Below are 23,990 nucleotides of genomic sequence, written 5' to 3'. Positions count from 1 at the left end.
GAAGGGAGTGCGCGATGAAGGAAATTCAGGCTGCCATCAGGTCGATCATCGTGAACGACTTGTTCTGCGAGATCCCCGAATCCGAGATAGGAGTCGACGACGGCCTGCGGAACGTACTGGCACTCGACTCACTCGGCTTCCTCGAGTTGCGTGTCATCTGCGAGCAGCAGTTCGACATCGAGATCTCCGAGGACGACTTCACTCCCGAGAACTTCACCAGCATCCGATCCATCTCCGACCTGGTTCTCCGCCTGCGTGAGACCCAGCTCGAAACGACCTGAGCCTATGGCGTCCGCACAGGACCTCCCGCGAAGCGAGCTGCCTGATATGACTCACGGACATGACAGCGAAACGATCGAGTCCTGGTTCGACCGCACGATGCACATGGACCAGTACGGAACGCGGCTTCCGTTCGGCAGCCTCGGCGCCAAGGGGCTGACTCACCGCTTCGTGGAGCTGAGCGGTGCCGACCGGGGGCGGGAGCTGAACGTCCTCGACGCGAGCGGTGGTTATGCCAGCGCGTGTCTGGGGGCCGGCTCACCGGTGGTCGGCGCGGCTCTCTCCCGCGCCGTGGAGGAGGCGGGCTATGTCACCGACGAGATCCACTCGTGGGAACGCTCGAAACTGCTCGAACTCCTCTTCCGCGGGGACGGGTTGTGGGCCGAGCAGTTTCCGGCCGACGAGTACCACGTCGCCGGTCGCAATTCCGGGTCGGAGGGAATGGAGATGGCGCTGCGGCTGGCGCTGGAATCCCGCTTCGACCACCGTCGCCTACGGCCCGCGGAAGGGCGGGGACATCGGGACATCGTTCTCGCCTTCGAGGGGGCGTGGCACGGCTGGACCGGTGGGTTGCTCCCGCTGCTGAACAAGAGGCACTACCGGATCGGACTGCCCTCCGTGGCACCGGAACCGTACGGCTTCACCGTCCGGCACATCCCGTTCGGGCAGTTCGACGCGGCCCGCGAATTCTTCGCACACCACGGTGACCGCGTACTCGCGGTGGTGATCGAACCCGTTCAGGGCGACGCCGGAATCATCGTGCCGCCCGCCGGCTATCTGCGCGAAGTCGCCCGGTTGTGCACGGACAGCGGGGCCCTCCTCGTGGCGGACGAGGTGCTCACCTTCGCCAAGACGGGCCAGTACTTCGGCATGGCCGACGAGAACGGGCCGATTCCGACCGATGTCTCCGTGGTGGGCAAGAGCCTCGGCATGGGCGTGCTGTCCACGTCCATGGTCATCGCCCGCCGAAACCTGACCGTACGGGCCACCGGCGCCATTTCCACCTCGGACCTTCGCCCCCTCACCTGCGCGGTGATCCGAGCGGGCCTCGAACACATCCAGGCCGAGGGAATGGTGGAGAAGTCACGGGGCCTGGGTGAGCACGTGGCCAAGCGGCTGGACGAGGAACTCGTCACCGTCTTCCCGGAGCTCTACACCGAGAGCCGAGGATCCGGCGTCATGCACGGCGTCGAGCTGACGCAACGCGTGGCCGACCGATTGGGCGAATTCCGCGAGACGATGATCCGCAGCGGTGTGTTCGTCGAATTCATGGGCGGCGCGGGTCGGCGTTCGGGCGGCCTGCGCTACATCTTCCCGACCATGCGGGTCGCCCCTCCCATCATCTCCACCCTCGCGGACGCGGACGCGATCGTGGAGCGTCTGGCGGCCGGTTCCCGCTCCTTTCTCGAGGTATCCGCGTGACCGCCGTGGAACCCGTACCGCGGGAATGGGCGGAGGTCCGTCGACGCGTGGAGCACGTCGACACCGACGCGTCCGGTGTCGTGCACTTCTCCCGATACTCCTCCTGGCTCGAAACCGCGGTGCTGGAGAATCTGGATCGCCTCGGCGCCGGGCTCGACGCCCTGGCTCGCGCGAACCTGGAACTGGCCGTCGTGGAACTGCGCATGCTCTACCACGCGCCGGCCCGCTTCCTGGACCACGTCCGCGTCAGAGCCCGTGTCGAACGAGTCGGGCCCGCGCGCGTCCAGGTCTCCGGGGAGATCTCGCGGGAGAACCCCGGCGACGTGCCGCGGTGCGCGTCCGGGAGCCTGCTGCTCGGCGCGGTGGACCGGTCGACCGGAGCACCCTCCCTGCTCCCCGAAAATGTCAGGACCACACTGAAGGAGTGCACTGTCCGTGCAGAGGGTTGATTCCGCCCAGACGACAGAGCCGACGGCGAAGCGGGCCATGGGCTTCACGGAGCTCAAGAGCTGGCTTCGCCACCGCCACCCGATGGTGTATCTGGACCGGATCCTCGACTACGAGCCCGGGGTCCGGCTCCGGAGCAGCCTGTCGGTCTCCGGGACCATGGACGTGATCGCGGGACACTTCCCGGACCGGGCCGTCTTCCCCGCCAGCCATCTGACCCAGGCGTTCGCCCAGTCGGGCATCATCCTCTACCAGCTCAGCACCTCCCGCCTCACCGACGACGAGATCACCCTCATCGGCTCGGTGAAGGCGCGCTTCACCCGCGTCGTGGTCCCGGGCGACCGCGTGATCTTCGATGTGCGGAGTGACCGCCTCAGGGGCAACACCTTCAGCTTCTCCTGTCGGGCGACCGTGGACGACCACCTCGTCGCGGCGTTCAAGGGCACGCTGGTGCGGTCCAGGATCGCGGACTTGGGCGAGCAGTTGTGGTGACGTCCAGTTCACGTCCGGCACCGACGTCAACTCCCGCGTCGGCGCGGGAGAACGCGGACGTGTGGGTCACGGGCATGGGGTGGGCGACCGCGCTCGGATGCGGGCTGGAGGAGGTCTGGAGCGCTCTGCTGCACGGCCGTACCGGTGTCGACGCGGTCCCCTCCGAGCACCGCTTGCGCAACGGCGACGCCGCGGTCGTCCGCGACCTTCCGCTGTCCATGACCCCGGTCGAACGCCAGCACCTCCTCACCCGGGACACCCTGGCCGCCGCGGTGCGCGACGCCGGACTCGAACTCACCGACGCGCGCCTGCGGCCCGTGCTGGGCACCAGCTACGGACCACACCTGGACACGGTCGGCGTACCGGCCCTCGACCGCTGGGCCGCCGATGCCGTACGGGCACTGGGCATCGCGAAGGCCCCGCTCTCGGTGACGACCGCCTGCTCCTCCGGCTCCGACAGCCTCCTGGTCGGCGCGGAACTCATCCGCAGCGGTGCGGAGGACCTCTGCGTCTGCGGAGGAGCGGACGTCCTCACCCCGGCCAAGAGACTCGGGCACTCGGCGCTCGGCACCATGTCGCCCACCGCGCTCCGCGCCTTCGACGCCGACAACGACGGCACGATCCTGGGGGAGGGCGCGGCGTTCCTCGTCCTGGAATCCGGCCGGTCGGCCCGTGCGCGCGGGGCTCGGGCGCACGGTTTCCTCGTCGGCACCGGCTCGGCCAATGACGCGGTGAGCCCCGCGGCCCCCGACGCGACCGGTGACAGCGTCGTACGGGCTGTCGGCAAGGCGCTGCGCGGCGCGGCCCGTGGTGCGGCGGAGGTGAACGTGGTCAACGCCCACGGCTCCGGCACTCCCGCCAACGACGCGGTCGAATCCGTCAGTTACACAAGACTGTTCGGCACCGGCGGCCAGGCGCCAGGCGCCCCTACGGTGTTCGCCACCAAGGGGGCGTTCGGCCACACCCTCGGGGCGACCGGTGCGATCGAGGCCATCACCGTACTGCTGGCTCTCCGTGACCGCACGGTGCCACCGGTCCACGGCCTCACCACGCTCCGTCCGGACTTTCCGCTGCCGGTGCCGAAAAGCCGGCCCGCCGCGTTCACCGGCCGACTCGGGCTGAGCGTGACCCTCGGATTCGGCGGCTTCAACACCTGCCTGGCCTTTGAGGGGACACCATGAACGCCTTCCCGGCCTTCGGGCCGTACACCATCTGCCCGCCGGACACGGCGGACGTCGCCGTCGTGGGCCACGGGGACGCCTGGCGGGAGCAGTTGACGGCTGTCCGCAGCCGTATCCCGTCCCTGTACGCCGACCCGCTGGCCTGGCTGGTCGCGGACGCGGTCGAGAACGCGCTGTCGGAGTGCGCCGCCGATGTCCTGGCCTGCCGCGAAGACGTCGCCGTGATCCTGGTGAGCGCGCACTGCACGCTGCACACCATGGACGCGGTGGCGCGTTCGCTTCCCGCCCCACGCGTGTCCCCGCTGCGCTTCGCGGGCGCGAGCCCGGGCAGCGCGGGAAGTCTGCTCTGCCTGCTGCACGGCTTCAAGGGATCGTCCCTGACGTTCTCGATGACACCCGAGGACGGTCTGCCCGCCGCGCGTACGGTCGCCCGTTCATGGCTGCGCTCCGGTGCCGCCCCCTACGTGGTGCTCTGCGCCCACCAGGTGCACGAGGGACAGGGGCACTCGGTGCGCTGTGCCGTGCTGGCCCCCGCGGTCGGCGTCGCACACGCCGGGGATGTGGGCCGTGTCACGGCGGGCCGGGAGTGAGCGCCATGCCGACGGACTCCCTTCCGGACGCGGACGTGATCGAGACGTTCCTCGGCAGCACGGTGGACGTGCACGGGCACGGCCCGCCCCGACCTCTGGCGGCCGCGCTCGACGACCTCGCCGGGACGGTCGTGGGCGCGGGGGACCCCGTCCTGATCGCCATGCCCAACGGTACGTCCCTCCTGACGGCCTTCTTCGCGGTGCTCCTCCACGGTGGCGTGCCCGTTCCCCTGGCACCGGCGTCGAGTTCCGCCCGTATCACCGAAGTGGCCCGCCGGCTCGGCGCACGTGCCCTCATCGCGCCGAGAGTTGACGCACGGCGCTACGGTGCGGCGCCCCCGCGCCCGTTCGGGGACGCCGATCTGCTGCTCCTGCCGTGGAGCGAACGGCGGCACCACTCCCGTGGTGAGGTCATCCTGATGACCTCGGGCACCTCCGGTATCGCCAGTGGGTGCCTGCACGCCTTCGACTCGCTGCTGGAGAACGCGGCACGGCACGCGAACGCCGTCGGCCAGCGGGAGGGCGACACGGTGCTGCTCAACCTTCCGCTGCACTACTCGTACGCTCTCGTGGCGCAGGCCCTCGCCGCGCTGGTCCGCGGCTCACGCCTCGTCATCACGGGTCCGCCGTTCACTCCGCGGACCTACGTCGAGGCGCTGCGGACCCACCAGGTCGCCCTCTCGTCCCTGACCCCGGCCGCGGTCGCACGGTTCATCGAGCAGGACTTCGCCCTGCCGGGCACACTGCGCACCCTGACCGTGGGCGGAGACCGGCTGCCACCGGCCCACGTGCAGCGGCTGCTGGCGTCCGGGCCTGGACTCGAGCTCTACCTCACGTACGGCCTCACCGAGGCCGGCCCGCGGGTCACCACTCTGGCGGCGCACCGCGAGCCGCCCCACCGGTACGCGTCCAGCGGCCTTCCGCTGCACGGAGTCCGTACGCGGCTGCGGCCGTCCGGTCTCGCCGACGGCTCCCAGGAACTCCTGGTGGAATCCAGCACGGTGCTCCGCCGCAGGGTGCCGGACGACCAGAGCAGTCCGCTGGTCGCACCGGGGACCATCGCCACCGGCGACCTGTTCACCATCGACGAGGACGGATACCACTACATCCAGGGCAGGCTCTCCGACTCCGTCATCGTCAACGGCGAGAAGGTCTGGCTCCCTTCGGTCCGCGCCGCCGCCGAGGCCATCCCGGGCGTGCGCCGGTCCACGAGCCGGGTGCACGCGGAGAACGGCGAGCACCGCTACGAGCTCGACGTGTACGTGGACCAACCGAGTCCGGCGCTGGCGGCGGACATCAAGCGGACCCTCTACCGCCTTCTGCTCCGCAACGAGCGACCGCACCGCATCACCGTACGGCGGGCGCGGACCACCGACTGGCACAAGTGACAGCGTCCATGCGCCGGTTCGGGGCCGGGTCATGGGCCCGTACGGGATCGTGGTGCGGCAGCCGGCGACGGCGTCTCCGCTCCACGGGGACCTCTGCGGACCACGTCCCGCTGAACGCCCGCTTCGGCGCACACGACGGGCCTTGGGTCACCGCGACGCCCACGCCTTTTCGGCGGGCTGGACGGTGTCCTCGCGCGGGGTGGTCCTCCGGGTGCGGAAGGACCACAGGACGTACAGGGCCAGGCAGTAGCCGAGGAGTTGGACGGAGAGATAGCTCCCCCTCCCGCCGCTCTCCACGACGGGAAGCAGCACCAGGGGCGCGACGAACATGCCGAGGCCGTGCGCGAGCGACGTGGCGGCGGCATAGCCCTCCACCGCGCCCGGCGGAGCGGTCCGGGTGACGAGCGGTTGGACGCTGGGGGCGATGAGGCACTGCCCGATGGAGAACACGAGGCCGAACAGGACTCCCAGCAGCAGTCGGCCACGCGGCGCGGGGACCAGCAGGGCGCCCGCCAGGAAGGCCAGCGCCGCCATCCAGGCCACGATCGCCACCGACAGGGCACTCGTGTAGCCGACGCGTTCGACGACGCGCAGGGCGAGCCCCTGAAAGACGATGATTCCGGCGGTGTTGCACGCGATGACGACGCTGATCGCCACCACCGAGAGGTGCGCGTCGCGCAGTACGGCGGGCACCACGGACTCGAACTGGCCGAGTCCGAAGATCACGAGGGCCGACTGGAGCACCAGCAGACGCAGGAACACGGGATCGCGCAGGGCGGCGGAGCGCCTGCCCGGCGTGGCGGCGGCCTCGGTGTCGGTGTCGGTGGCGCTGGACACCGTGCCCCGTGGCTCCACGTGTGTCCGCCCGAGGCGGACCAGCATCACCCCGTACACCAGGTAGCTGACGGCGTTGGCCGCCAGGCACACGGTGTAGCCGTCGTCACCGAGCCGCTGGACGGCCTGGCCGCCCAGCAGCGAACCGGCCGTCATCATCAGCGCGGACGCGCGGTGTTGGCCGGACAGCACACGGCTGAACGCCGAGTCGCCGAACGCCCTGGTCAGTAATGGGGTCTGGACCGCGTAGTAGATGCCCGTGCCCGCACCGGACAGGCAGGCGGCGGGCACCGTGGCCGCCATCGAGTCCGCCGCCGTGAGCCAGGTCGCGCCCGCGGCCTGGAGGACGGTGGCGGCGACCGCGGTCGGGCCGGGTCCCCGGAGGCGGCCGATCCAGGCGGCGAACGGATTGACCACGAGCCCGGAGAGCGCGAACAGCGCGAAGTAGAGGGAGACGCCCGAGGTGGACACGCCGAGCGTCTCCCGCAGGTAGGCCACGATGAGGGGCAGCATCAGACCGCTGCCGAACGCGGTGGCGCTCCAGCCGGTCAGGAACCCCCCGTAGCCGGGCAATGACGCGCGTGTGGATGTGGGCCCATGGGCAGGGGGCATACGGAGATATCCAAACCGAGGCAGAACAAGACAAGTGGGACCATATCCTGCCGGTCTGACGGTCCGTCGGGCCCCTGACGCTGATCGCCAAAAGGCGGCCAAGGACGTGGGGCAAGCGGATACGGACCTGGCGGGAAGGGTAACAAACCACGGTAACGACGAAGCACGGCGGGAGAGTTATGAGTGAGCTGCGACGTGCGCGTTCCGCCCAGGGCTTGAGGATGCGGGTCTTCGGGACGATGGCCGCCTTACACGGGACGCGGGAACTGTCGTTAGGCGCTCCGCGCCATCGGGCGCTGCTGGGACTCCTGATGGTGCGGCTGAACCAGGTCGTCCCCGTCCCCCAGCTCATCGAGGAGTTGTGGGGTGACCGTCCGCCCCGGCGCCCAACGGCCGCCCTGCACACGTACATCTGCCATCTGCGTCGTGCGCTCAGCTTCGGCGCGAGGCCGGGAGGCCCGTCGATGCTGGTGCGCCACCAGGCGCCCGGCTACGTCCTCGCCCTCGATCCGGACCAGGTCGACGCCCACCGGTTCGAGCGGTTGGTGATCCAGGCACGGCGCGACATGGCGGCCCAGGACCACCGGGTGGCGCAGGACCGGCTCAGCGCCGCACTGGCGTTGTGGCGGGGCACCCCCTACCTGGAGCTCGTCGACTACGAGCCGATGGCCGAGGAGAGCGCCCGGCTGGAGCAGGCGCGGTTGACCGCCGTGGAGTTGCACGCCGAGGCGTCCCTCGAGCTCGGGGAGAACGACGCCGTCGTGGCGCGGCTCCATCCGGAGGCCCAGCGGCACCCGACGCGCGAATGCCTGATCGCGTATCTGATGACCGGTCTGTACCGGCTGGGCCGGCAGGCCGACGCGCTGCGGCTGTTCGAGCGGACGCGTGCGCACCTGGCGGAGGAGCTGGGGGTGGACGCCGGCGTCGAACTCCAGCGGATCCACGCCGCCATACTCCGGCATGAGCTGCCGTTCGGCGACCGTGCCGCCACGCGTGTGGAGGTGACCGCGGGCGAGGACCGGGCTGACGCGCCGGCCCCACCGCAGGCCGAACACCCCACGGGTGGCGGCCACGAGGACGTGGTGACGTGCGGCGCGCGGAAGGCCCGGTCGCCCCTCTCCCATGAGCGGGCGGAGCCGGGCGCCGGGGCCGCGGTTCCGCACACTGCCGGCGTCCCGCACAGTGCCGGCGTCCCGCACAGTGCCGGGGTTCCCCATCCCCTGACATCGTTGCCATTTGTCGGCCGCACCTATGAGCTGGCCGTGCTCGGCGCCTGGGCGGACGCGGCCCTCTCCGGCGAGGGCGGTCTGGCCGCGGTGACGGGTCAATCCGGGATCGGCAAGACCGAGTTGACGATGGAAGTCACGCGTGGGGCGCAGGAGGCCGGGCACGAAGTGATCGGCGTCTCCTGCCGCGGGAAGGACGGTCCGGCGTACGGGGTGTGGGCCCGGATACTGCGACAGCTCTCCCACACACGCCCCGATGCCTTCCGTACGGTCAGCGCACGGTACAGCCGTCTGCTCGGCGGCCTCCTGTCCGACGTGCCGTCAGACGCGGCGGAGGACGTGCAACCGCCGCTCCAGGCGCCCTTTCTCGTCGAGGACGCCGTGTGCGCCATCCTCGTACCGCTGGCCCGGCAGAAGCCGTTCCTGCTGGTGCTGGACGATCTGCAGTCGGCCGACTACTCCTCCCTGAACCTGCTGCACCTGCTCACGTGCCGGTTGCCCGAGGTGCCGCTGGGCGTCCTGGTGGCCAGCGCCGACCCGCGCCCGGCGTCCGAGAGCACACCGCAGACGGCGCTGGACCATCTGCTCGGCAGCGCCCGGACGTTGACTCTGCGGTTGGGCGGCCTCTCCGAGCAGGCGGTCGCCACCCTGGTGGCCACTCACGTCGACGCCGACGTCGACGCCGAGGCGACGCTGGAGCTGCACAAGCGCAGCGGGGGCAGCCCGTACGCGCTGCGTCGGCTGTTGTCGCTGGCATGAGGATGCCCGCGCCCAGGGCGCTGAGGGCCGTCTGCACGATCGCCCGCAGATCGAGGTGGAGATACCGCTGACTGGTCATCAGCGAGCCATGTCCGGCGGGGACGCGTAGCACATACAAGGGGATTCCCGCGTCGGCCATCCAGGTCAGCCCCGTATGCCGCAGATCGTGGCGGCGCAGATGCTCCAGGCCGAGCGAGGTGACGACCTCGTCCCGGTGGGTGGCGGAAGTCGGCTATTGGCCTGGGTGAGCGATCCATTCGTGCCACCTGCCGGCGAGGACGATCTCAGTGAGCCTGTGGTAGCCCGCGCTGCCCGGGTGGGCACCGTCGCCGGCCAGCGCTTCCCTCGTCCAGGCAGGGTCACTGGCAAGGGCCTGGGTCGTGGCGATGAACGGGACGTGCCGCGAACGGCAGAGAGCGGCCATCTCCTCGGCCAGTCGCGAGGTCCGTCGCAGATGGCCTTCACCTGCGTCGACGACGGGCGGGGGACCTACGACCAGCGCACCGATCGCCCGCTGCCCGCACCCGTCGAGGAGCGAGGCCAGGTTGTCCACACACCGGGAGTGAGCAACGCGGACCTTGCCTTCCTCCTCAACCATGTCGTTGCTGCCGAAGGAGACGACCAGCCGATTGTCGGCATCGGGCAGTGTGCGCGGTGCGACCTCCTGCCAACAGCGGCGCAGGACATCCTCGGAGGTGTCGCGCCGGATCCCGAGATTGAAAGCCGTGACATCACCGCGGGTGGCCTGGAGTACCCGGCCAACCCAACCCCGGTGCTCCGGATCACCGATGCCCTGGACAAAGGAGTCGCCGATGAAGCACATGCGTAGATCCCTGCTCATCGGGTCAACCCTACGGCTGGCCCGATGGCGGTGAGTGCCAGGACGGAGGAAGTGCGTGTCAGGGCCCACGCCGAGGCGCTACTTACGGCTACCTCGGTAAGTGGCCGTACGTGGGGAGTTGAGGTGGCCGCTGTTACCGAGAGCTCAAACGCGCGATGTTCCTCTCCGCGTTCGCCGCCCTCCACGATCCCGCCTCCCGCACTCACTACGACCGCTGAGGGTCGCCGCGGGCAGCGCAGAAGTTGAGATCCGTTCGATCTTGTTTGCACTGGCTGGAACAATGCGGTGAATTGCTGCTGGCATTGACTGTTTATGTTGCTTTTGGTCCTCTTGCCTGCGCACCGCGTCAGATATCGGATTCGCCGCACCGACTACTCCACCGACCCAATTATCTGGACCGAGGTGGGCAGGTCACCCTGCTGCACGCAGTGCCGAGGTCCGCGGCAGAGCGGTCCTCCAGACCGTGCTGCTCCCGCCGATCGAACGTACCCGGGTCCCCGGCTCGCCCGCCGGGATCCACCCACCCCCAACCCCCCACTCCCCACCGGAGGCATCCATGCGTGTGCTCTCCCGTCTGCTGTTCGCCGTATCCCTCCTGCTGCCCCCGCTCGGCGTTCCCCTGCTCACCGCGGGCCCCGCCCAGGCCGTGGGCAACGGCGTGGCCCTCACCCCACCGATGGGCTGGAATAGCTGGAACACCTTCGGCTGCAACGCAACCGAGCAAATCGTCAAGGACACCGCCGACTTCATGGCATCCAGCGGCATGCGCGACGCCGGCTACCAGTACCTCACGATCGACGACTGCTGGATGGAACGGTCCCGCGACTCCGAAGGGCGCCTCGTCCCCGATGCGGCCAAGTACCCCCACGGCCTGGCCGAACTCGCCGCGTACGTACATGGCAAGGGCCTGAAGTTCGGCGTCTACGAGAGCCCGACGTACCACACGTGTCAGGGCTTCCCCGGAAGTCTTGGTTATGAGCAGAAGGACGCCGACACCTTCGCCTCGTGGGGCGTGGACTTCCTTAAATACGACAACTGCACCGCCAGCGACCCCAATCAGCGGCCCGGCGACGAAAAGCTGCCGCTGGAAACCCGGGACAGCACCATGCGCGACGCCCTCGGGCGGACCGGCCGTCCGATCGTCTTCAGCCTCTCGCTCCAGCCCGCGGCCCAAGGCGAGTCTCCTTGGGAATGGGGCAAGGGCGTGGCCAACATGTGGCGCATCGACGGGGACCGGGACGCCTCCTTCGACGGCCTCAAGCGACTCATCCACACCGACCTGGACAAGGCGAAGTGGGCTGGTCCCGGCGGATGGAACGACATCGACATGCTGGGGACCGGAAACTACGCTTTCGCGTCGGGTTCCAACGACCCGAACAAGCGCCTGACCTATGACCAGGAGAAGTCCGAGCTTTCGGTCGCCGCCGTGCTCGCGGCCCCGCTGATCTCGGGTGCCGACCTGCGTACCCCCGCGGCCGCCGGCAGTTCCGGCTTCCCCATCAGCGACCAGGACCTGAGCGTCTACCTCAACAAGGACGTCGTCGCCGTCAATCAGGACAGCCGTGGCGAACAGGGCACGGCGGTCACCACCGAGAACGGCCTGAACGTGCTGCGTCGCCCCCTGGCCAACGGCGACGTCGCCGTGGCCCTGTTCAACGAAACGCCCTCCCAGGCCGTCATCTCCACCACCGCGGCGGCCGTCGGCCTCCCGACGAGCAGCGCCGGCTACAACCTCAACGACCTATGGGCGCACACCAGCCATGTCAGCACCGACGGCACCATCGGTGCCACCGTTCCGGCCGGCGGCACCGTGCTCTACCGGGTGAGCCCGCGGACCCCCGGCCACGGGCCCGACGAATGAGCCTCGATCCACCAGGTGAAATCCGCTCATCGGCTTCGGGGGGATGGTCCTTCGGAAGCGAGGGTAGGAGCACAGCGTGTGCTCGCCGGTCGCCATGAGTGAGTGCGGAGGCGGGCTGCCTGCGGCACCGACGCCGCAGGCAGCCAGGTGCCTGACCGGTCGGCCAGGGCCGACTTGTTGATTGTTGCGCATCCGGGCGCGGCTGTCACTGACAGTGCTCGATGCTCTGGTGGAGACCTCTCCGGCCGTAGGGCGCGATGACGTCCTGGCGGTGGAATAATTGTTCGGGACGGAGGGTCGAGGCATGGAATCACGAGCCTTCGGGCAATCGCGCCGCTCTGCTCCTGATGGCGGAGTCCACCTGGTTCCACCGGAAGCAACCGTGCCGTCCGAATTCGAAGGCGCTGCCGCTGTTGCGCTGGATGCTGACGGAACGATCACCGGCTGGTCTGTGGAGGCCGAGCGTCTTCTGGGATATTCGGCAGGGGAGATGGTGGGCCGATCGGTGACGGCCTTGCTGGCCGATCCGGCGGCGCCGCCTGTCGGCCTCCCGACTCCGGAGAACTGGACGGGTGTAGTCACGGTCTGCCGTGCTGATGACGAGCAGGTGCAACTCGGGGTTCGGCTCTGGACCGTACAGGGGCCCGGAGGAACCGGCCCGGGGGCGATCGCGGTCGGTTACGACCTGTCCGAGATGCCTTGGTGGGAGGCGAACCGCCCGTTGCTGGAGCGTCTCCTGGCCCGTTCACCCATCGGCATGGGCGTTCTCGATACCGAGCTGCGGTACGTGTGGGCCAACGACGAACTCGAGCGGCTCGGCGGTGTTCCGCTGGCCGAGCGCCTGGGGCGTACTCCGCATGAGGTCCAGCCAATGCTGGATCCGGACTCCGCCGAGGCGGTCATGCGGCGGGTCCTTGAGACTGGCGAACCCGTCCTTGATTTCGAGTTCGCCGGCCGTGTCCGGAAGGCCCCGCATCAGCATCACGCCGCGGCGGCCTCCGTCTTCCGCATCCAGGATGCGGCCGACCGGGTGTTGGGCATCTGCTTCATGGTCATCGATGCCACCGACCGCTGGCGCTCCCGGGAACGCCTCGCCTTGTTGAGCGAGGCGGGAGAGCGCGTCGGTAACACCTTGGACATCTTGCACACGGCGCAGGAACTCGCCGATGTCGCCGTGCCTCGGCTCGCCGACTTTGTCACCGTCGACCTGTTCGAGCCGGTGATCCAGGGGCAGGAGCCTACCCCGCAGTCGCCACGTCGCGCCCGCACACTCCGTCGTGCGGCACAGCAGTCCGTCCGCCCCGGTGCCCCCGAATCGGTCGCCCGCATCGGCCAGGAGACCAGCTATGCCCCCGGCTCGCCTGTCGGACGCTGTCTTGAGGACGGCAAAGCCCACCTTGAAGCCACACTGGAGCCCGCTGACAGCCCATGGATCCCTGATGATCCCGAACGAGCCGCCAAAGTCGCGGAGTTCGGCCTCCACTCCTACATGAGCGTGCCGATCCGTGCCCGGCAGACGACCCTGGGCGTAGTTGGCTTCCTGCGCTGGCAGCGTTCGGACCCGTTCGAGGAAGAGGACCTGGAACTGGCCAAAGAGGTCGTCGCCCGAGGTGCGTTGTGCATCGACAATGCCCGCCGCTACACCAGGGAGCACACCGGAGCACTCGCACTTCAGCGCAGCTTGCTTCCCCGGGAGACAAGCGGATCCGCGGAACTGGATGTTGCCACCCGTTACCTCCCCGCCGGTTCCAAGGAGGGTGTCGGCGGTGACTGGTTCGACGTGATTCCCCTCTCGGGGGCTCGGATCGGCCTGGTGGTCGGAGACGTGGTCGGCCACGGAGTGAACGCCGCAGCCACGATGGGCCGGCTGCGCACCGCCGTGCGGGCGCTCGCGGACATGGATCTGCCTCCGGACGAGCTGCTGGCCCACCTCGATGACCTGGTGACCCGCTTCATCGATGAGGACAGCTCGGGGGACCGCTCCGCGAGCAATGCCCTGCTGGGCTCTAGCTGTCTGGTCATGAACCTCGATCCGGTCGCCCAGCGGTGCACAATGGCCCGCGCAGGACACCCGCCACCCGCGCTCGTCGGCCCGGACGGCACCGTACGATTCATGGAAATGCCCGCAGGACCGCCCCTCGGACTCGGCTACCTGCCATTCGAGACCACAGAGATCGACGTGCCACACGGCAGCCTGCTCGTCCTGTACACCGACGGACTCGTGGCGGGCCCTGAACAGGACATGGAAGCCGGCCAGCACAAGCTGAGCGGGATACTCGGCCGCGGCGGAGACGACCCCGAAGCCGTCTGCGACGATGTCGTCGCAGAGCTCGTCCCTGCCAAGCCCCGCGACGACATCGCCCTGATGGTGGCCCGTGCCTGCGCGGTCCCCCAGGACCGAGTGGCTGTCATAGAGCTGGACTCCGACCCTGCCGTCGTCGCCTCGACCCGTGCCGAAGTGGACCGGCAACTGGCCGATTGGGGGCTGGACGACTTGGCCTTCTCCACTGAGCTGATCGTCAGCGAACTGGTCACCAACGCTATCCGCTATGCGACCGGACCGCTCAGGCTGCGTCTGATCCGGCAGTCCGTGCTGATCTGCGAAGTCGTGGACGGCAGCAGCACGTCACCGCACCTGCGGCATGCTCGCACCACGGATGAGGGCGGTCGCGGCCTGTTCCTCGTGGCACAGCTCAGCAAGCGCTGGGGCACCCGGTACCTCCCGACCGGGAAGATCATCTGGTCGGAGCAGGAGCTTGCCGCCGCGTAGTCCTCGACGGGACCGTCCGCTTTACGCGACGCCACAGACCGTGACCGGCACCGCCGGAGGGTGTCCTGATCAGGACGGCGGAGCACATCGATCGCGGACAGATACTGCCCGAGGAGGAGGACCGGTGCACCCGCCGGCTCCGGGATGGCGCACGGGCCCGCGGCGCGGGACAGTCCGTATCACCACGACCGGCATGCTGCCTCAAAACCTTGAGTCGGGCCTCGTTGCGGCTCACCTCGAGCCGTGACCACCCCAAGCTCGTTTCGGCGTTGGTGACCCGCATGGATGGATCGAGGCTTAATCCGCCTTGAGGGCGCGCATCAGGAGCGGGAAGGCTTTCTCGAGTTGGCGCGCCCAGTATGGCCAGGAGTGCGAGCCGGGGTAGATGTCGGTGGTGATGTCGAGTCCGGTGTGGGTGGCCCGCTCGATGAACTCCCGGTTCTGCCGGACTTGGGCTGCCTCGTACCGAACGGGGGTGCTGGAAGGGTCGGTTCCGGTGGGGTCCAGCGGGCCGATCCGTCCGTCGCCGCAGGACACGTACAACTTCGTGCCGCGCAGTTTCGGGATGAGATCCGCAGGGTTGTGGGCTGCCCACACGGTGCGCTGGGCGGTGGGGTCGCCGAAGAGCGCGAGCGGGTCGTACCCGTTCGTCGCATAGTTCTCCTCCAGCAGCCAGGTCGGGAACGACTGGGAGGAGACCGGTTCGATGGTCGGGTGGAGGGTGTCGAGCGTGCCGCTGAAGGAGGCTGCCGCACGGAAGTAGCCGGGATGGCGGCCTGCGTACGACACGGCTCCGAAGCCGCCCATGGAGAGGCCGGCGATCGCGCGCCGATCACCGGCCTGGAGCCCTCGCTCGATGATCTGTGGGAGCTCCGCCAGGTGGAATGTCTCCCAGCCGGGTTTGCTGTTGCCGTGAGCCCACCAGTCCGTGTAGAAGCCGAGTTGCCCGCCGTCCGGCATGACGACCAGCACATCACGGGTGCGGGCCAGCCTCTGGACGTCGCAGTGTTGTGTCCAGTCGGCGTAGCTGCCGTAACCGCCGTGCAGGAGGTGGAGGACCGGCCATGAAGCGCCGGTATGCGCGCTGAACCGGCTCGGGAGGATGATGCGCGCCGATGCGGTGTGGCCGAGTGCCACCGAGTCGATGGTGATGTCCACGGTGCGCGGATCAAGGAGATGCTGCGCGATCACAGTCGTGTTGTTGTCGGCGTGGACGCCGATGAGGTTCGGCGTTCGTCCCCGGCTGTCGTGTGCGATGGCTGTGCCCGGTGTCACCGCTGCGGCGGCTCCGGTTGCCGAGGCGGCCACGAGAAATCGCCTGCGGTTGAGCCTCGTCATTGTGCGGCCTCCCTGGTCTGAACAGGATGGTTTGTGCCGACCGGTGCCACCTAGAGCCTATTGAAGTGACTTCAATTCAGGCAGGCTAAAGTCTCGTTTCGTACATGTCAAGAAGCCGGCGTCGGCCGGTGGGTCTGAGTCTTGAGAAGGCGCCTCATGTGCGGCGCGCCGGGCCCATGGCCGCCGACCTGGTCGCCGATGCCCACGAGAAGATGGCGGCGCTGATCGGGCGGCTGTGTCCGTGGGCTGGAGTTTCCCGTCGCCGGTGGGTCTTTGTCCCTACTTGGGGGAGGCGGTTTCCGGCGCGTCCGGGGACGGGCCGGTGGCCTCCCAGGCGGCTTCGATCATGTAAAAGGTCTCGTCCACGGCGGCCTGCGGGTCGGCGGCCTCGCGGGCCAGTGAGAAGGCGTCGATCGCGAACCGGGCGATGGCGCGGCAGGCGGTTGTGGTCTGCGTCAGGTCGGGGTCGGCGGCGATGGCTGTTGCCAGTGACTCCGCGTGGCGCAGCCTCATCGATTCCTCGTACCTCCGCAGGGCGGGTGAGGTGTCGATCATGTGCCAGATCGGGGCGGCGCTGGCCGCGGTGCAGTGTCGTACCAGGGCCTGGATCTCGCGGTGCAGTGCGGGGATGAGGGGTTCGTGCGGGGCCCGGCCGGTGACGGCCTGTGTGAGGCGTTGCTCGAAGTTCTCGTCCTGCTCGAATACCAGGGCCTCTTTCGAGGCGAAGTGGGAGAAGAGCGTGGTGACGGCGACGTCGGCCTCGGCGGCCACGTCGCGGATGCCCACCGTGTCGTAGCCGTGTTCCAGGAAGAGCCGCAGGGCGGTGTCGGCGATCTTCTGGCGGGTCGCGGCCTTCTTGCGCTCACGGCGTCCGGTCGGCACGGTCATGCCCTGACGCTATCAGATGCGAAGCCGTAACCGTTTTTAAACGCTAACCGTTAGTGCTACGGTCGGCGGCATGAAGAGAGTGAGTTTCGCCGAGTTCGGCGGTCCGGATGTTCTGCAACTCGTGGACGCCGAGGAGCCCCATGCGGGCCCCGGCCAGGTGCGTATCGCTGTGCGGGCGGCGGGTGTGAATCCCGTCGACTGGAGGATCCGTGAGGGCCAGATCCTGGGGGCCCATCCGGTCGAGTTGCCCTCCGGGGTCGGGCTGGACGCTGCCGGGGTGGTGGATGAGGTCGGTGAGGGGGTCGAAGGAGTCGAGGTCGGCGACCACGTGTTCGGCGAAGGCTCGAGCACCTATGCCGAGTTCGCGGTGCTGTCGGCGTGGGCCCGGATGCCCGGGGGGCTGTCGTTCGAGGAGGCGGCCGGGTATCCGTCCGTGGTGGAGACCGCGCTGCGCATCATCCGCGAGGTCGGTGTGCAGCCCGGGCAGACGCTGCTGGTCAGCGGTGCGTCCGGGGGAGTCGGGTCGGCGGTGCTTCAGATCGCGCGCGAGCGCGGCATCGCGGTGATCGGCACGGCCGGGGCGGCGAACCAGGACTATCTGCGGAGTCTGGGGGCCATTGCCACGACGTACGGCGAGGGCTGGGTCGAGCGGGTGCGCCGGCTCGGCCATGTCGACGCGGCGCTCGATCTGGCCGGTTCGGGGGTGATCCGCGAGCTCGTCGAGCTGACCGGGGATCCGGGGAAGGTGGTCTCCATCGCGGATCTCGGTGCGCCGGAGTTGGGTGTCCGGTTCTCCGGTGTGGCCGGGAGTGTTCCGGAGGCGCTGGCCGAGGCGGCCGGTCTCATCTCGCGGGGGAAGCTCCATATCCCGGTCGAGAAGTCGTACACGCTGGCCGAGGCGGCTGCGGCGCACATCGACAGCCAGGCCGGTCACACGCGCGGGCGCCGGGTCGTGCTCGTCTGACCCCTTTCCCGCGCGGGTGCAGGGCCTGGCAGGCTGAAATTCCTTGACGGTGGAGTACGTCGGCAGCCGACTCCCGCCGGAAACCACGGTCACCGGCCGCCGCCCTACAGACCGCCACGCGGTCTCCAGGCCGGGACCCGGTCAACCCCACCGGACCCCGGTGGGGTTGACCGGCGCGGGAGAGCTTCCGCCGCCTTCCCTGTCGCTCCAGCCGCCCCGGGTCAGTTCTGGCGGCCCCGGTCCAGGCGGTCGGCCGGCCCGGCGGCGGTGAAGGCGGCCGTCAGGTGGTCGCGGCCCTCGCTGAAGTGGGCCCAGCCGTCGTAGTGGACGGGGACCACGCGGCCCTCGCCGGTCAGGACGAAGCCGACGACCTGGCCGGTGACCGGTTCGGCCTCCGCGCGGGGGCCGGGGCCGTGGACGGCGAGGACACCGGTCGCGGTGATCGTGCCGCTGCCGGGGCGGTTCACTTCGATGGGCTCCCAGCCGGTCAATCCCCTGGCCTTCACCCCGAGTTGCTCGCTCAGGCGTTCGCCGCCGCCGGGCGTGTCGGTGTCGTAAGTGTGCGCACTCGCCCGGGCATAGCGGAGTCTGTCCCACGTCCGGACACGAGCCGTCTGGCGGCGGCTCTGGGCCCAGGAAGAACGCGGTGGTCTGTGCGGCTGAGACAGAACCCGATGCGGGGCCCGATGAGACGTTCTTCCACCGGGCGTGGCCGCGTCGGATGACGTGGCCACGCCGCCCCCGCTCTCCGGGGTACCGCAGGGCGGACGGCCCGGCCGCGGAGCGGCGTATCGACATCTGGTGCTCGCCGCCCTCCGCCGGAACACCTGATGGCGACACCGCGTCCCGGCAGCGCCGCCGCGTCGGCGGGCGGTCAAAGATGCGTGCCGGTTTCGCATGCGGCGGGGGAGTGGGCCGCCGTCGGCCACTCGGTGGGGCCGGCTCCGGCCGGGCCACGTCTCTCGTGCGCCGCCGCCATCGCGTGCCTGAGAACTTCTCGGAGATTCCCTTCGGCGAGCGATGAGTTCCGTGGGACGGCACGGTCCATCCCTGTGCAAGGCCACAGACGAAGGAGACGGCCCGTGTACCAGCAGATGATCTTTGTAAACCTCGCGACGAACGACCTGGAGACCTCGAAGAAGTTCTTCACCGAGCTCGGCTACTCGATCAACCCGCAGTTCACGACCGATGACTGCGCATGTGTGGTCATCAGCGAGACGATCGTCGCCATGCTGCTCACCAGACAGCGCTACCAGGACTTCACCAACAAGGAGATCGCGGACTCCACCAAGACCTCCGAGGTGCTTCTGTGCCTGAGCGCGGAGAGCCGCGCGAAGGTCGACGAGCTGGTGGACAAGGCACTGGCCGCGGGCGGCGCGCCCGCGGGAGAACCCCAGGACCACGGCTTCATGTACGGCCGGTCCTTCCAGGACCCCGATGGTCACACCTGGGAAGTGGTGTGGATGGACCCGTCGGCTGTCCAGAGCTGAGCCGTCCCCCGGACGCGCATACGAAGGCGCTCCGGCCACCACGGCGCGGCGGGGCGGCCGGAGCGTCTGCCGGCCGGACGCGCGCCGACGCCTGGGCCGGCCGGCCGTACGACGTCGTACGGCCGGCCGGCCCAGAGTGGTGTTCTGCCGGGTGGCGGGCTCGGGCGGTGGCGAGGCCGCCCTTGAGGGCGGTGGTGAGGCGCACGATGCGCTGGGCCTGGACGCGGGCGGCGTCGCGGGTGGTCTGGTCGACGGGGTCGCTGTCCTGGGCGTCGACGTGGGAGGTGTCGCCGCCCGCCCGGCGCTGAACGGCGTCGACCGGGGGCCGTGGCCACCTTGGCGGTGAACCATTTCTGGTTCGACACCTGCCGGTAAATCCATGTAGCACGCGGGCCGAGGCGGCGTGGCATCGGATGCGAACGTTCCATCGCAGGTCAAGGCCGTGACGGTCGCGGCCATCCCTGGCACCGCCGGAAAAGCTTCGTGTTAACTCCGGGACCACCCCTTGCCAAGCGGAGATAGTACGTGTTCGGATTATCTCCGTCGGCCGGACAACGCAACCGGTCCGAGTCCACTGTTCGCCATGGGCGGCGAGGGGCCCTGCGCCCCGTCCGCTCTTCGCCATTCCCCTCGACCGCCGCCTTCAGAGCCTGGCCGCGGCATGCCCGCCGTCACCACAAGGCCACGGTCGGTACCGCAAAGCGACCTGGGAGGAAAACGTGTTCGATCTCTCTTCCGCCGATCTGCTCGACGCCTTCACCCGCGAGTTGCAACTGTGCAAGGTCCGCGAGGGCGAGCACGTGGTCGTACTGTCGGAGCCCGGCAGCCGGGGCGACTACGTGGCGGCTGCCTTCGGCGCGGCCAAGGCGTGTGGCGCACACGTCATCGCGGCAACCGTTCCCGGGGGCAGCCCCGCGCCGATGCCGAGCACACACACCGGCGCCGGCCCCGGGCTGCTCTCCGTCCTCAACGACAGCGCCGCCCAGGACCTGCTGAAATCCGCGGATCTGGTCGTCGACCTGACCCGCGAGGGCTTCATCCACGCGCCGGTACAGCAGGAGATCCGGCGGGCCGGCACCCGCATCATCTTCATCTGCGACGCGCCCGACGTGCTCATTCGCAATCTGCCCAAGGCAACCGACAAGGCGGAGGTGCAGGAGGGCGTCGACCTGCTGGAGAGGTCGTCCGTCATGCGGGTCACCTCGGCCGCGGGCACCGACCTGACCGTGCAGCTCGCGGGCTCCAAGCCGGAGTTCCAGTGCGGCTTCGCCGACGATCCGGGCCGCTGGGACCACTGGCCGAGCACCATGGTGCTGTGCTGGCCGGAGATCTCGGACGGACAGATCGTGCTGGATGAGGGCGACATCCTGCTGCCCTTCAAGGAGTACGTCAGCAGCCCCGTCACGCTTGAGGTATCCGACGGCCACATCGAGAAGGTCTCCGGCGGAGCCCAGGCCCGGATGCTGTCGACGTTCTTCGACGACGCACAGGACCGTTGGGCACGCAGCCTGTCCCACATGGGCTGGGGGCTGATGCGTACGGCCGACTGGTTCGCCACGGCGATGTACGGCAAGGACGAGCTGATGGGCATGGACGCCCGCGCGTTCGCGGGGAATTTCCTGTGGTCGACCGGTCCCCACCCGGTCCTCGGCCGCGAGTCGTACGCCCACCTCGACATCGCCATGCGGGGCTGCACCGTCTCGGTGGACGGCACCGAGGTCGTCACCGCCGGGACGCTCACCGACCGCTGAGCGCCTCCGGGGGCGAGCCGCCGTACCGCCGCACACAAGACCATGACGCGCCCGCACATTGGAGGAAGAGTGGCGTCCAGTCAGTCGTTCGAAGTCACCGTCGTCGGGGGAGGACTCGGCGGTCTGACCGCCGCTCTGGCGCTGCGCCACCGTGGCCTGCGGGTCACCGTCCTGGAACAGGCCGCCGAACTCGGCGAAGTCGGCGCGGGCATCCAGACCGCGCCCAACGCCAGCCGCGTCCTGATGGGTCTCGGGCTGCGCCGGCAGATGGAGTCCATCCGCACGGAACCGCTGGACCAGGTGCGGCGCCGGTGGACGGACGGCCGGATCGTCGGCCTGACCTCGCTCGGGCAGCGCTGCAAGGACGAGTTCAACGCTCCGTACTGGCACTACCACCGGGCCGATCTGCACCGCATGCTGCTGGACGCCTGTGTGGACCCGGCGGGCCCCGGGCCCGTCGTGGCGGTCCGCACCTCCAGCAAGGTCGTCGAGATGGACCGCACCGATCCCCTGCGGCCCGTGGCGGTCACCGAGGACGGACGGCGCCACGGCGCCGATGTGATCATCGGCGCCGACGGCGTCCGATCCCAGGTGCGGGACCTCATGGGTGCCCCCGACACGCTGCTGTTCTCCGGCGAGATGGCCTACCGGGCGCTGATCCCCGGTGAGCTCATCGCGGCCGACCCGGCCACCCGCTGGCTCGTGGACCGCTATCAGAGCACCATCTGGTACGGGCCCGACCGGCACCTCGTCCACTACATGATCCGCGGCGGCGACTACCTGAACGTCGTGGCGTGCGTCCCCTGCACGGACGCGGTCCGGGAGAACTGGACGCTTCCCGCCACCGTGCAGGAGCTCGTCGACGCGTTCCCCGGCTGGGACGACCGTGTCCCGGCGATGCTGTCCAAGGCGAAGGACGACGTCATGGCCTTCGCCCTCTACTACCGGCGCCGCGACCCCGTATGGCTCGACGGCCGCGTCGCCCTCCTGGGCGACGCCTGCCACGCGATGCTCCCGTATCAGGCTCAGGGCGCCTCGCAGGCCATGGAGGACGCGGCCGTACTCGCCGAGGAATTGGGCGCTGTCACCACCTCCGGCATAGAAGGGGCGCTGCGCCGCTACGTCGACCGGCGCGCCAAGCACGCCGGGATGGTCCAGGACGCGTCGCTCGCCAACAAGACCTTCTACCACCTGGCCGACGGCCCGGAGCAGCGGGCCAGGGACGAGAAGCTCAAGAACTTCGACGGCGAGTCGGACGTGTCGTACGACTGGCTGTGGAGCGGAACGCCGCTCAACGACCCGGATCTGGGGGCGTTCTCCTACCAGTTCGCCCGCTGAGCCCACCGCCCGTGGCGGGAGCCCCGAGCACTGACGACCCGCACGTTCGAGCCGTGCGTACCACACCCGCAACGGCGCGGCATTCACCCTCACGCGACCACCGTGGAGCGAACATGAAAACCGGTGATCAGATCGTTCAAGAACTTCCCTGGAGATGGGGCGTCCAGGGACGCATATTCATCATCGGAGGTCTCGGCTACCTCTTCGACGCCTACGACATAGCCCTGAACGGCTTCCTCATGCCGCTCCTGGGCTCGCACTTCGGCCTCTCACTCGGCGAGCGCGGGCTCGTGGCGACCGCCAACCTCGTCGGCATGGCCGTGGGGGCCATCGCCTGGGGCGCGGTCGCGGACCGCATCGGACGCACCAAGGCGTTCAGCGTCACGCTGCTGATCTTCGCCCTGTTCTCGGTGCTGGGCGCCCTCGCGCCCACCTACCCACTCTTCCTGGCCCTGCGCTTCCTCGCGGGTGTGGGGCTCGGCGGCTGCATCCCCGTCGACTACGCACTGGTCGGTGAGTTCTCGCCGCGGGCGTACCGCGGCCGGGTGCTCACCGCGCTCGACCTGTGGTGGCCGGTGGGTGTGACGCTGTGCGGCCTCGTCTCGACGGTGATGCTCCCCCTCGACGGCAACTGGCGCTGGATGCTGGCGACCATGGTGCTGCCCGCGCTCCTGCTGTTCTGGGTGCGCCGGGGCATCCCCGAGTCACCGGTCTACCTGACGAAGAAGGGACGCGAGGCCGAGGCCAGGGCCGTCATCGACGACCTCGTCGCCCGTACCGGCGCTCCCGCCGAGCCGTACGTCATCCCGGAGCCCGTCGCCGGGACCGGCCGACGTGGTGTGGCCGCCGCCGTGGAGCAGTTGCGCGACATATGGGCGCACAGCCCGCGCGTCACCTCCGTGGCCTGGTCGCTGTTCGCCACCGTGATGCTCGTGTACTACGCGGCTCTCAGCTGGATGCCCTCCATCCTCAAGGAGGAGGGCCTGGGGGACACCGCCACCTTCATGAACACCACCGTGATGAGCGGCGTCGGCATCCTCGGCGTCCTCGTCTCCACCGCCCTGGTGGACGTGGTCGGCCGCAAGTGGCTCATCGGGGTCTCGGCTCCGGTCGCCACCCTCGCGCTGGTGGTGTTCGCGCTGGTGATGAGGGCACCGACCGGGTCCGTCGTGGCGATCGCCGTGTTCGGCTTCGTCATGCAGCTCACCATCCCCGCCATGTACGCCTACGTCTCCGAGCTGTACCCCACACCTCTGCGGGCCAGCGGCTTCGGCTGGGCCTCCTCGGTCAGCCGGGCACTCACCGGGTTCGCGCCGCTGCTGTTCGGGTCGGTGATGTGGCCGGCACTCGGGCTCGCCGTGACGTTCGCCGTGCTCGGACTCGCGGTGCTGGTCGCCGTCATATGGATGGCCATCGCGGCGCCGGAGACGAAGGGCCGGGGCCTGGACGGGGACACGGCGGACGTCCGGGCCAAGGACCCTCGCGCGGTTCGCGAACAGACGGTGGTCTAGGCCGCCGG

At 69.4% G+C, this 23,990-nt stretch carries 19 protein-coding genes and 2 pseudogenes; 15 read left to right on the top strand and 6 right to left on the bottom strand.

From position 1 onward, the window contains the following. Positions 1–14 precede the first annotated feature (14 nt). From ACK1X7_RS01105 to ACK1X7_RS01075, 7 genes are all read left to right on the top strand, one after another. Entirely contained in the window at positions 15–281 is a 267-nt protein-coding gene (locus ACK1X7_RS01105) for an acyl carrier protein (RefSeq protein WP_059143064.1), read from the top strand. Positions 282–327: 46 nt separating this feature from the next. Beyond that, a complete protein-coding gene (locus ACK1X7_RS01100; RefSeq protein ID WP_385145406.1) occupies positions 328–1,701 on the top strand; it encodes an aminotransferase class III-fold pyridoxal phosphate-dependent enzyme in 1,374 nt (457 codons plus the stop codon). After that, complete coding sequence (locus ACK1X7_RS01095; RefSeq protein WP_385145408.1) at positions 1,698–2,150, top strand: acyl-CoA thioesterase; 453 nt, start codon at positions 1,698–1,700, stop codon at positions 2,148–2,150. Before ACK1X7_RS01100 ends, ACK1X7_RS01095 begins: the two co-directional genes overlap by 4 nt. Next, entirely contained in the window at positions 2,137–2,640 is a 504-nt protein-coding gene (locus tag ACK1X7_RS01090; RefSeq protein ID WP_385145410.1) for a 3-hydroxyacyl-ACP dehydratase FabZ family protein, read from the top strand. Before ACK1X7_RS01095 ends, ACK1X7_RS01090 begins: the two co-directional genes overlap by 14 nt. Before the next feature lie 74 nt (positions 2,641–2,714). Continuing rightward, positions 2,715–3,821: a beta-ketoacyl synthase N-terminal-like domain-containing protein gene (locus ACK1X7_RS01085; protein ID WP_385145412.1), complete on the top strand. Its 1,107-nt coding sequence runs from the start codon at positions 2,715–2,717 to the stop codon at positions 3,819–3,821. Then, on the top strand, positions 3,818–4,411 hold the full coding sequence (locus ACK1X7_RS01080; protein WP_385145414.1) for a coronafacic acid synthetase: 594 nt from the start codon (positions 3,818–3,820) through the stop codon (positions 4,409–4,411). Before ACK1X7_RS01085 ends, ACK1X7_RS01080 begins: the two co-directional genes overlap by 4 nt. A gap of 5 nt (positions 4,412–4,416) precedes the next feature. Next, positions 4,417–5,799 carry a class I adenylate-forming enzyme family protein gene (locus tag ACK1X7_RS01075; RefSeq protein WP_385145416.1) on the top strand — a complete coding sequence of 461 codons (1,383 nt, stop codon included), beginning with the start codon at positions 4,417–4,419 and terminating at the stop codon, positions 5,797–5,799. Positions 5,800–5,946: 147 nt separating this feature from the next. Here ACK1X7_RS01075 and ACK1X7_RS01070 read toward each other — a convergent pair whose 3' ends face one another. Further along, positions 5,947–7,206, bottom strand: a complete 1,260-nt coding sequence (locus tag ACK1X7_RS01070) for an MFS transporter (protein ID WP_385153942.1) — start codon at positions 7,204–7,206, stop codon at positions 5,947–5,949. 218 nt (positions 7,207–7,424) lie between these two features. Here ACK1X7_RS01070 and ACK1X7_RS01065 point away from each other — a divergent pair, with 218 nt between their 5' ends. Then, positions 7,425–9,230, top strand: a complete 1,806-nt coding sequence (locus tag ACK1X7_RS01065) for a BTAD domain-containing putative transcriptional regulator (protein ID WP_398159166.1) — start codon at positions 7,425–7,427, stop codon at positions 9,228–9,230. A gap of 232 nt (positions 9,231–9,462) precedes the next feature. On the opposite strand, the gene ACK1X7_RS01060 is transcribed toward ACK1X7_RS01065, so the two are convergent. Further along, entirely contained in the window at positions 9,463–10,053 is a 591-nt protein-coding gene (locus ACK1X7_RS01060) for a GDSL-type esterase/lipase family protein (protein ID WP_385153936.1), read from the bottom strand. 574 nt (positions 10,054–10,627) lie between these two features. Here ACK1X7_RS01060 and ACK1X7_RS01055 point away from each other — a divergent pair. Together ACK1X7_RS01055 and ACK1X7_RS01050 are read left to right on the top strand one after the other, a co-directional pair. Beyond that, positions 10,628–11,932 carry a glycoside hydrolase family 27 protein gene (locus ACK1X7_RS01055; protein ID WP_413114513.1) on the top strand — a complete coding sequence of 435 codons (1,305 nt, stop codon included), beginning with the start codon at positions 10,628–10,630 and terminating at the stop codon, positions 11,930–11,932. A 304-nt stretch (positions 11,933–12,236) separates the two neighbouring features. Next, complete coding sequence (locus ACK1X7_RS01050; protein ID WP_385153930.1) at positions 12,237–14,702, top strand: SpoIIE family protein phosphatase; 2,466 nt, start codon at positions 12,237–12,239, stop codon at positions 14,700–14,702. A gap of 297 nt (positions 14,703–14,999) precedes the next feature. On the opposite strand, the gene ACK1X7_RS01045 is transcribed toward ACK1X7_RS01050, so the two are convergent. Both ACK1X7_RS01045 and ACK1X7_RS01040 read right to left on the bottom strand, forming a co-directional pair. Further along, positions 15,000–16,040 (bottom strand): alpha/beta hydrolase, encoded by a 1,041-nt coding sequence (locus ACK1X7_RS01045; RefSeq protein WP_413114512.1) that lies wholly within the window; start codon positions 16,038–16,040, stop codon positions 15,000–15,002. Between the two features lie 279 nt (positions 16,041–16,319). Beyond that, on the bottom strand, positions 16,320–16,928 hold the full coding sequence (locus ACK1X7_RS01040; protein ID WP_413114511.1) for a TetR/AcrR family transcriptional regulator: 609 nt from the start codon (positions 16,926–16,928) through the stop codon (positions 16,320–16,322). Positions 16,929–16,998: 70 nt separating this feature from the next. Here ACK1X7_RS01040 and ACK1X7_RS01035 point away from each other — a divergent pair, with 70 nt between their 5' ends. Next, a complete protein-coding gene (locus tag ACK1X7_RS01035) occupies positions 16,999–17,892 on the top strand; it encodes an NADP-dependent oxidoreductase (protein ID WP_385153923.1) in 894 nt (297 codons plus the stop codon). 221 nt (positions 17,893–18,113) lie between these two features. Here the strand turns inward: ACK1X7_RS01035 and ACK1X7_RS01030 are convergent. Continuing rightward, positions 18,114–18,437 (bottom strand): annotated as a pseudogene (locus tag ACK1X7_RS01030) (MBL fold metallo-hydrolase); the annotation flags it as partial. A 537-nt stretch (positions 18,438–18,974) separates the two neighbouring features. On the opposite strand from ACK1X7_RS01030, the gene ACK1X7_RS01025 reads away from it, so the two are divergent. Next, entirely contained in the window at positions 18,975–19,382 is a 408-nt protein-coding gene (locus ACK1X7_RS01025; RefSeq protein ID WP_078638105.1) for a VOC family protein, read from the top strand. Between the two features lie 169 nt (positions 19,383–19,551). Here the strand turns inward: ACK1X7_RS01025 and ACK1X7_RS01020 are convergent. Next, positions 19,552–19,668, bottom strand: a pseudogene (locus ACK1X7_RS01020) (NAD(P)H dehydrogenase); the annotation flags it as partial. A 433-nt stretch (positions 19,669–20,101) separates the two neighbouring features. Between ACK1X7_RS01020 and ACK1X7_RS01015 the strand changes: the two are divergent. The 3 genes from ACK1X7_RS01015 to ACK1X7_RS01005 all read left to right on the top strand — a co-directional run bounded on the left by ACK1X7_RS01015 (position 20,102) and on the right by ACK1X7_RS01005 (position 23,982). Continuing rightward, a complete protein-coding gene (locus ACK1X7_RS01015) occupies positions 20,102–21,133 on the top strand; it encodes a hypothetical protein (protein WP_390794254.1) in 1,032 nt (343 codons plus the stop codon). 69 nt (positions 21,134–21,202) lie between these two features. Next, complete coding sequence (locus ACK1X7_RS01010; protein ID WP_385151832.1) at positions 21,203–22,471, top strand: FAD-dependent monooxygenase; 1,269 nt, start codon at positions 21,203–21,205, stop codon at positions 22,469–22,471. A gap of 113 nt (positions 22,472–22,584) precedes the next feature. Beyond that, positions 22,585–23,982: an MFS transporter gene (locus tag ACK1X7_RS01005; RefSeq protein ID WP_385151835.1), complete on the top strand. Its 1,398-nt coding sequence runs from the start codon at positions 22,585–22,587 to the stop codon at positions 23,980–23,982. Positions 23,983–23,990: the final 8 nt, after the last annotated feature.

It is taken from the genome of Streptomyces sp. CY-1 (assembly GCF_047218265.1).
GTDB classification, from domain to species: domain Bacteria; phylum Actinomycetota; class Actinomycetes; order Streptomycetales; family Streptomycetaceae; genus Streptomyces; species Streptomyces niphimycinicus.
This window is presented reverse-complemented; position numbering and strand designations above follow the sequence as displayed.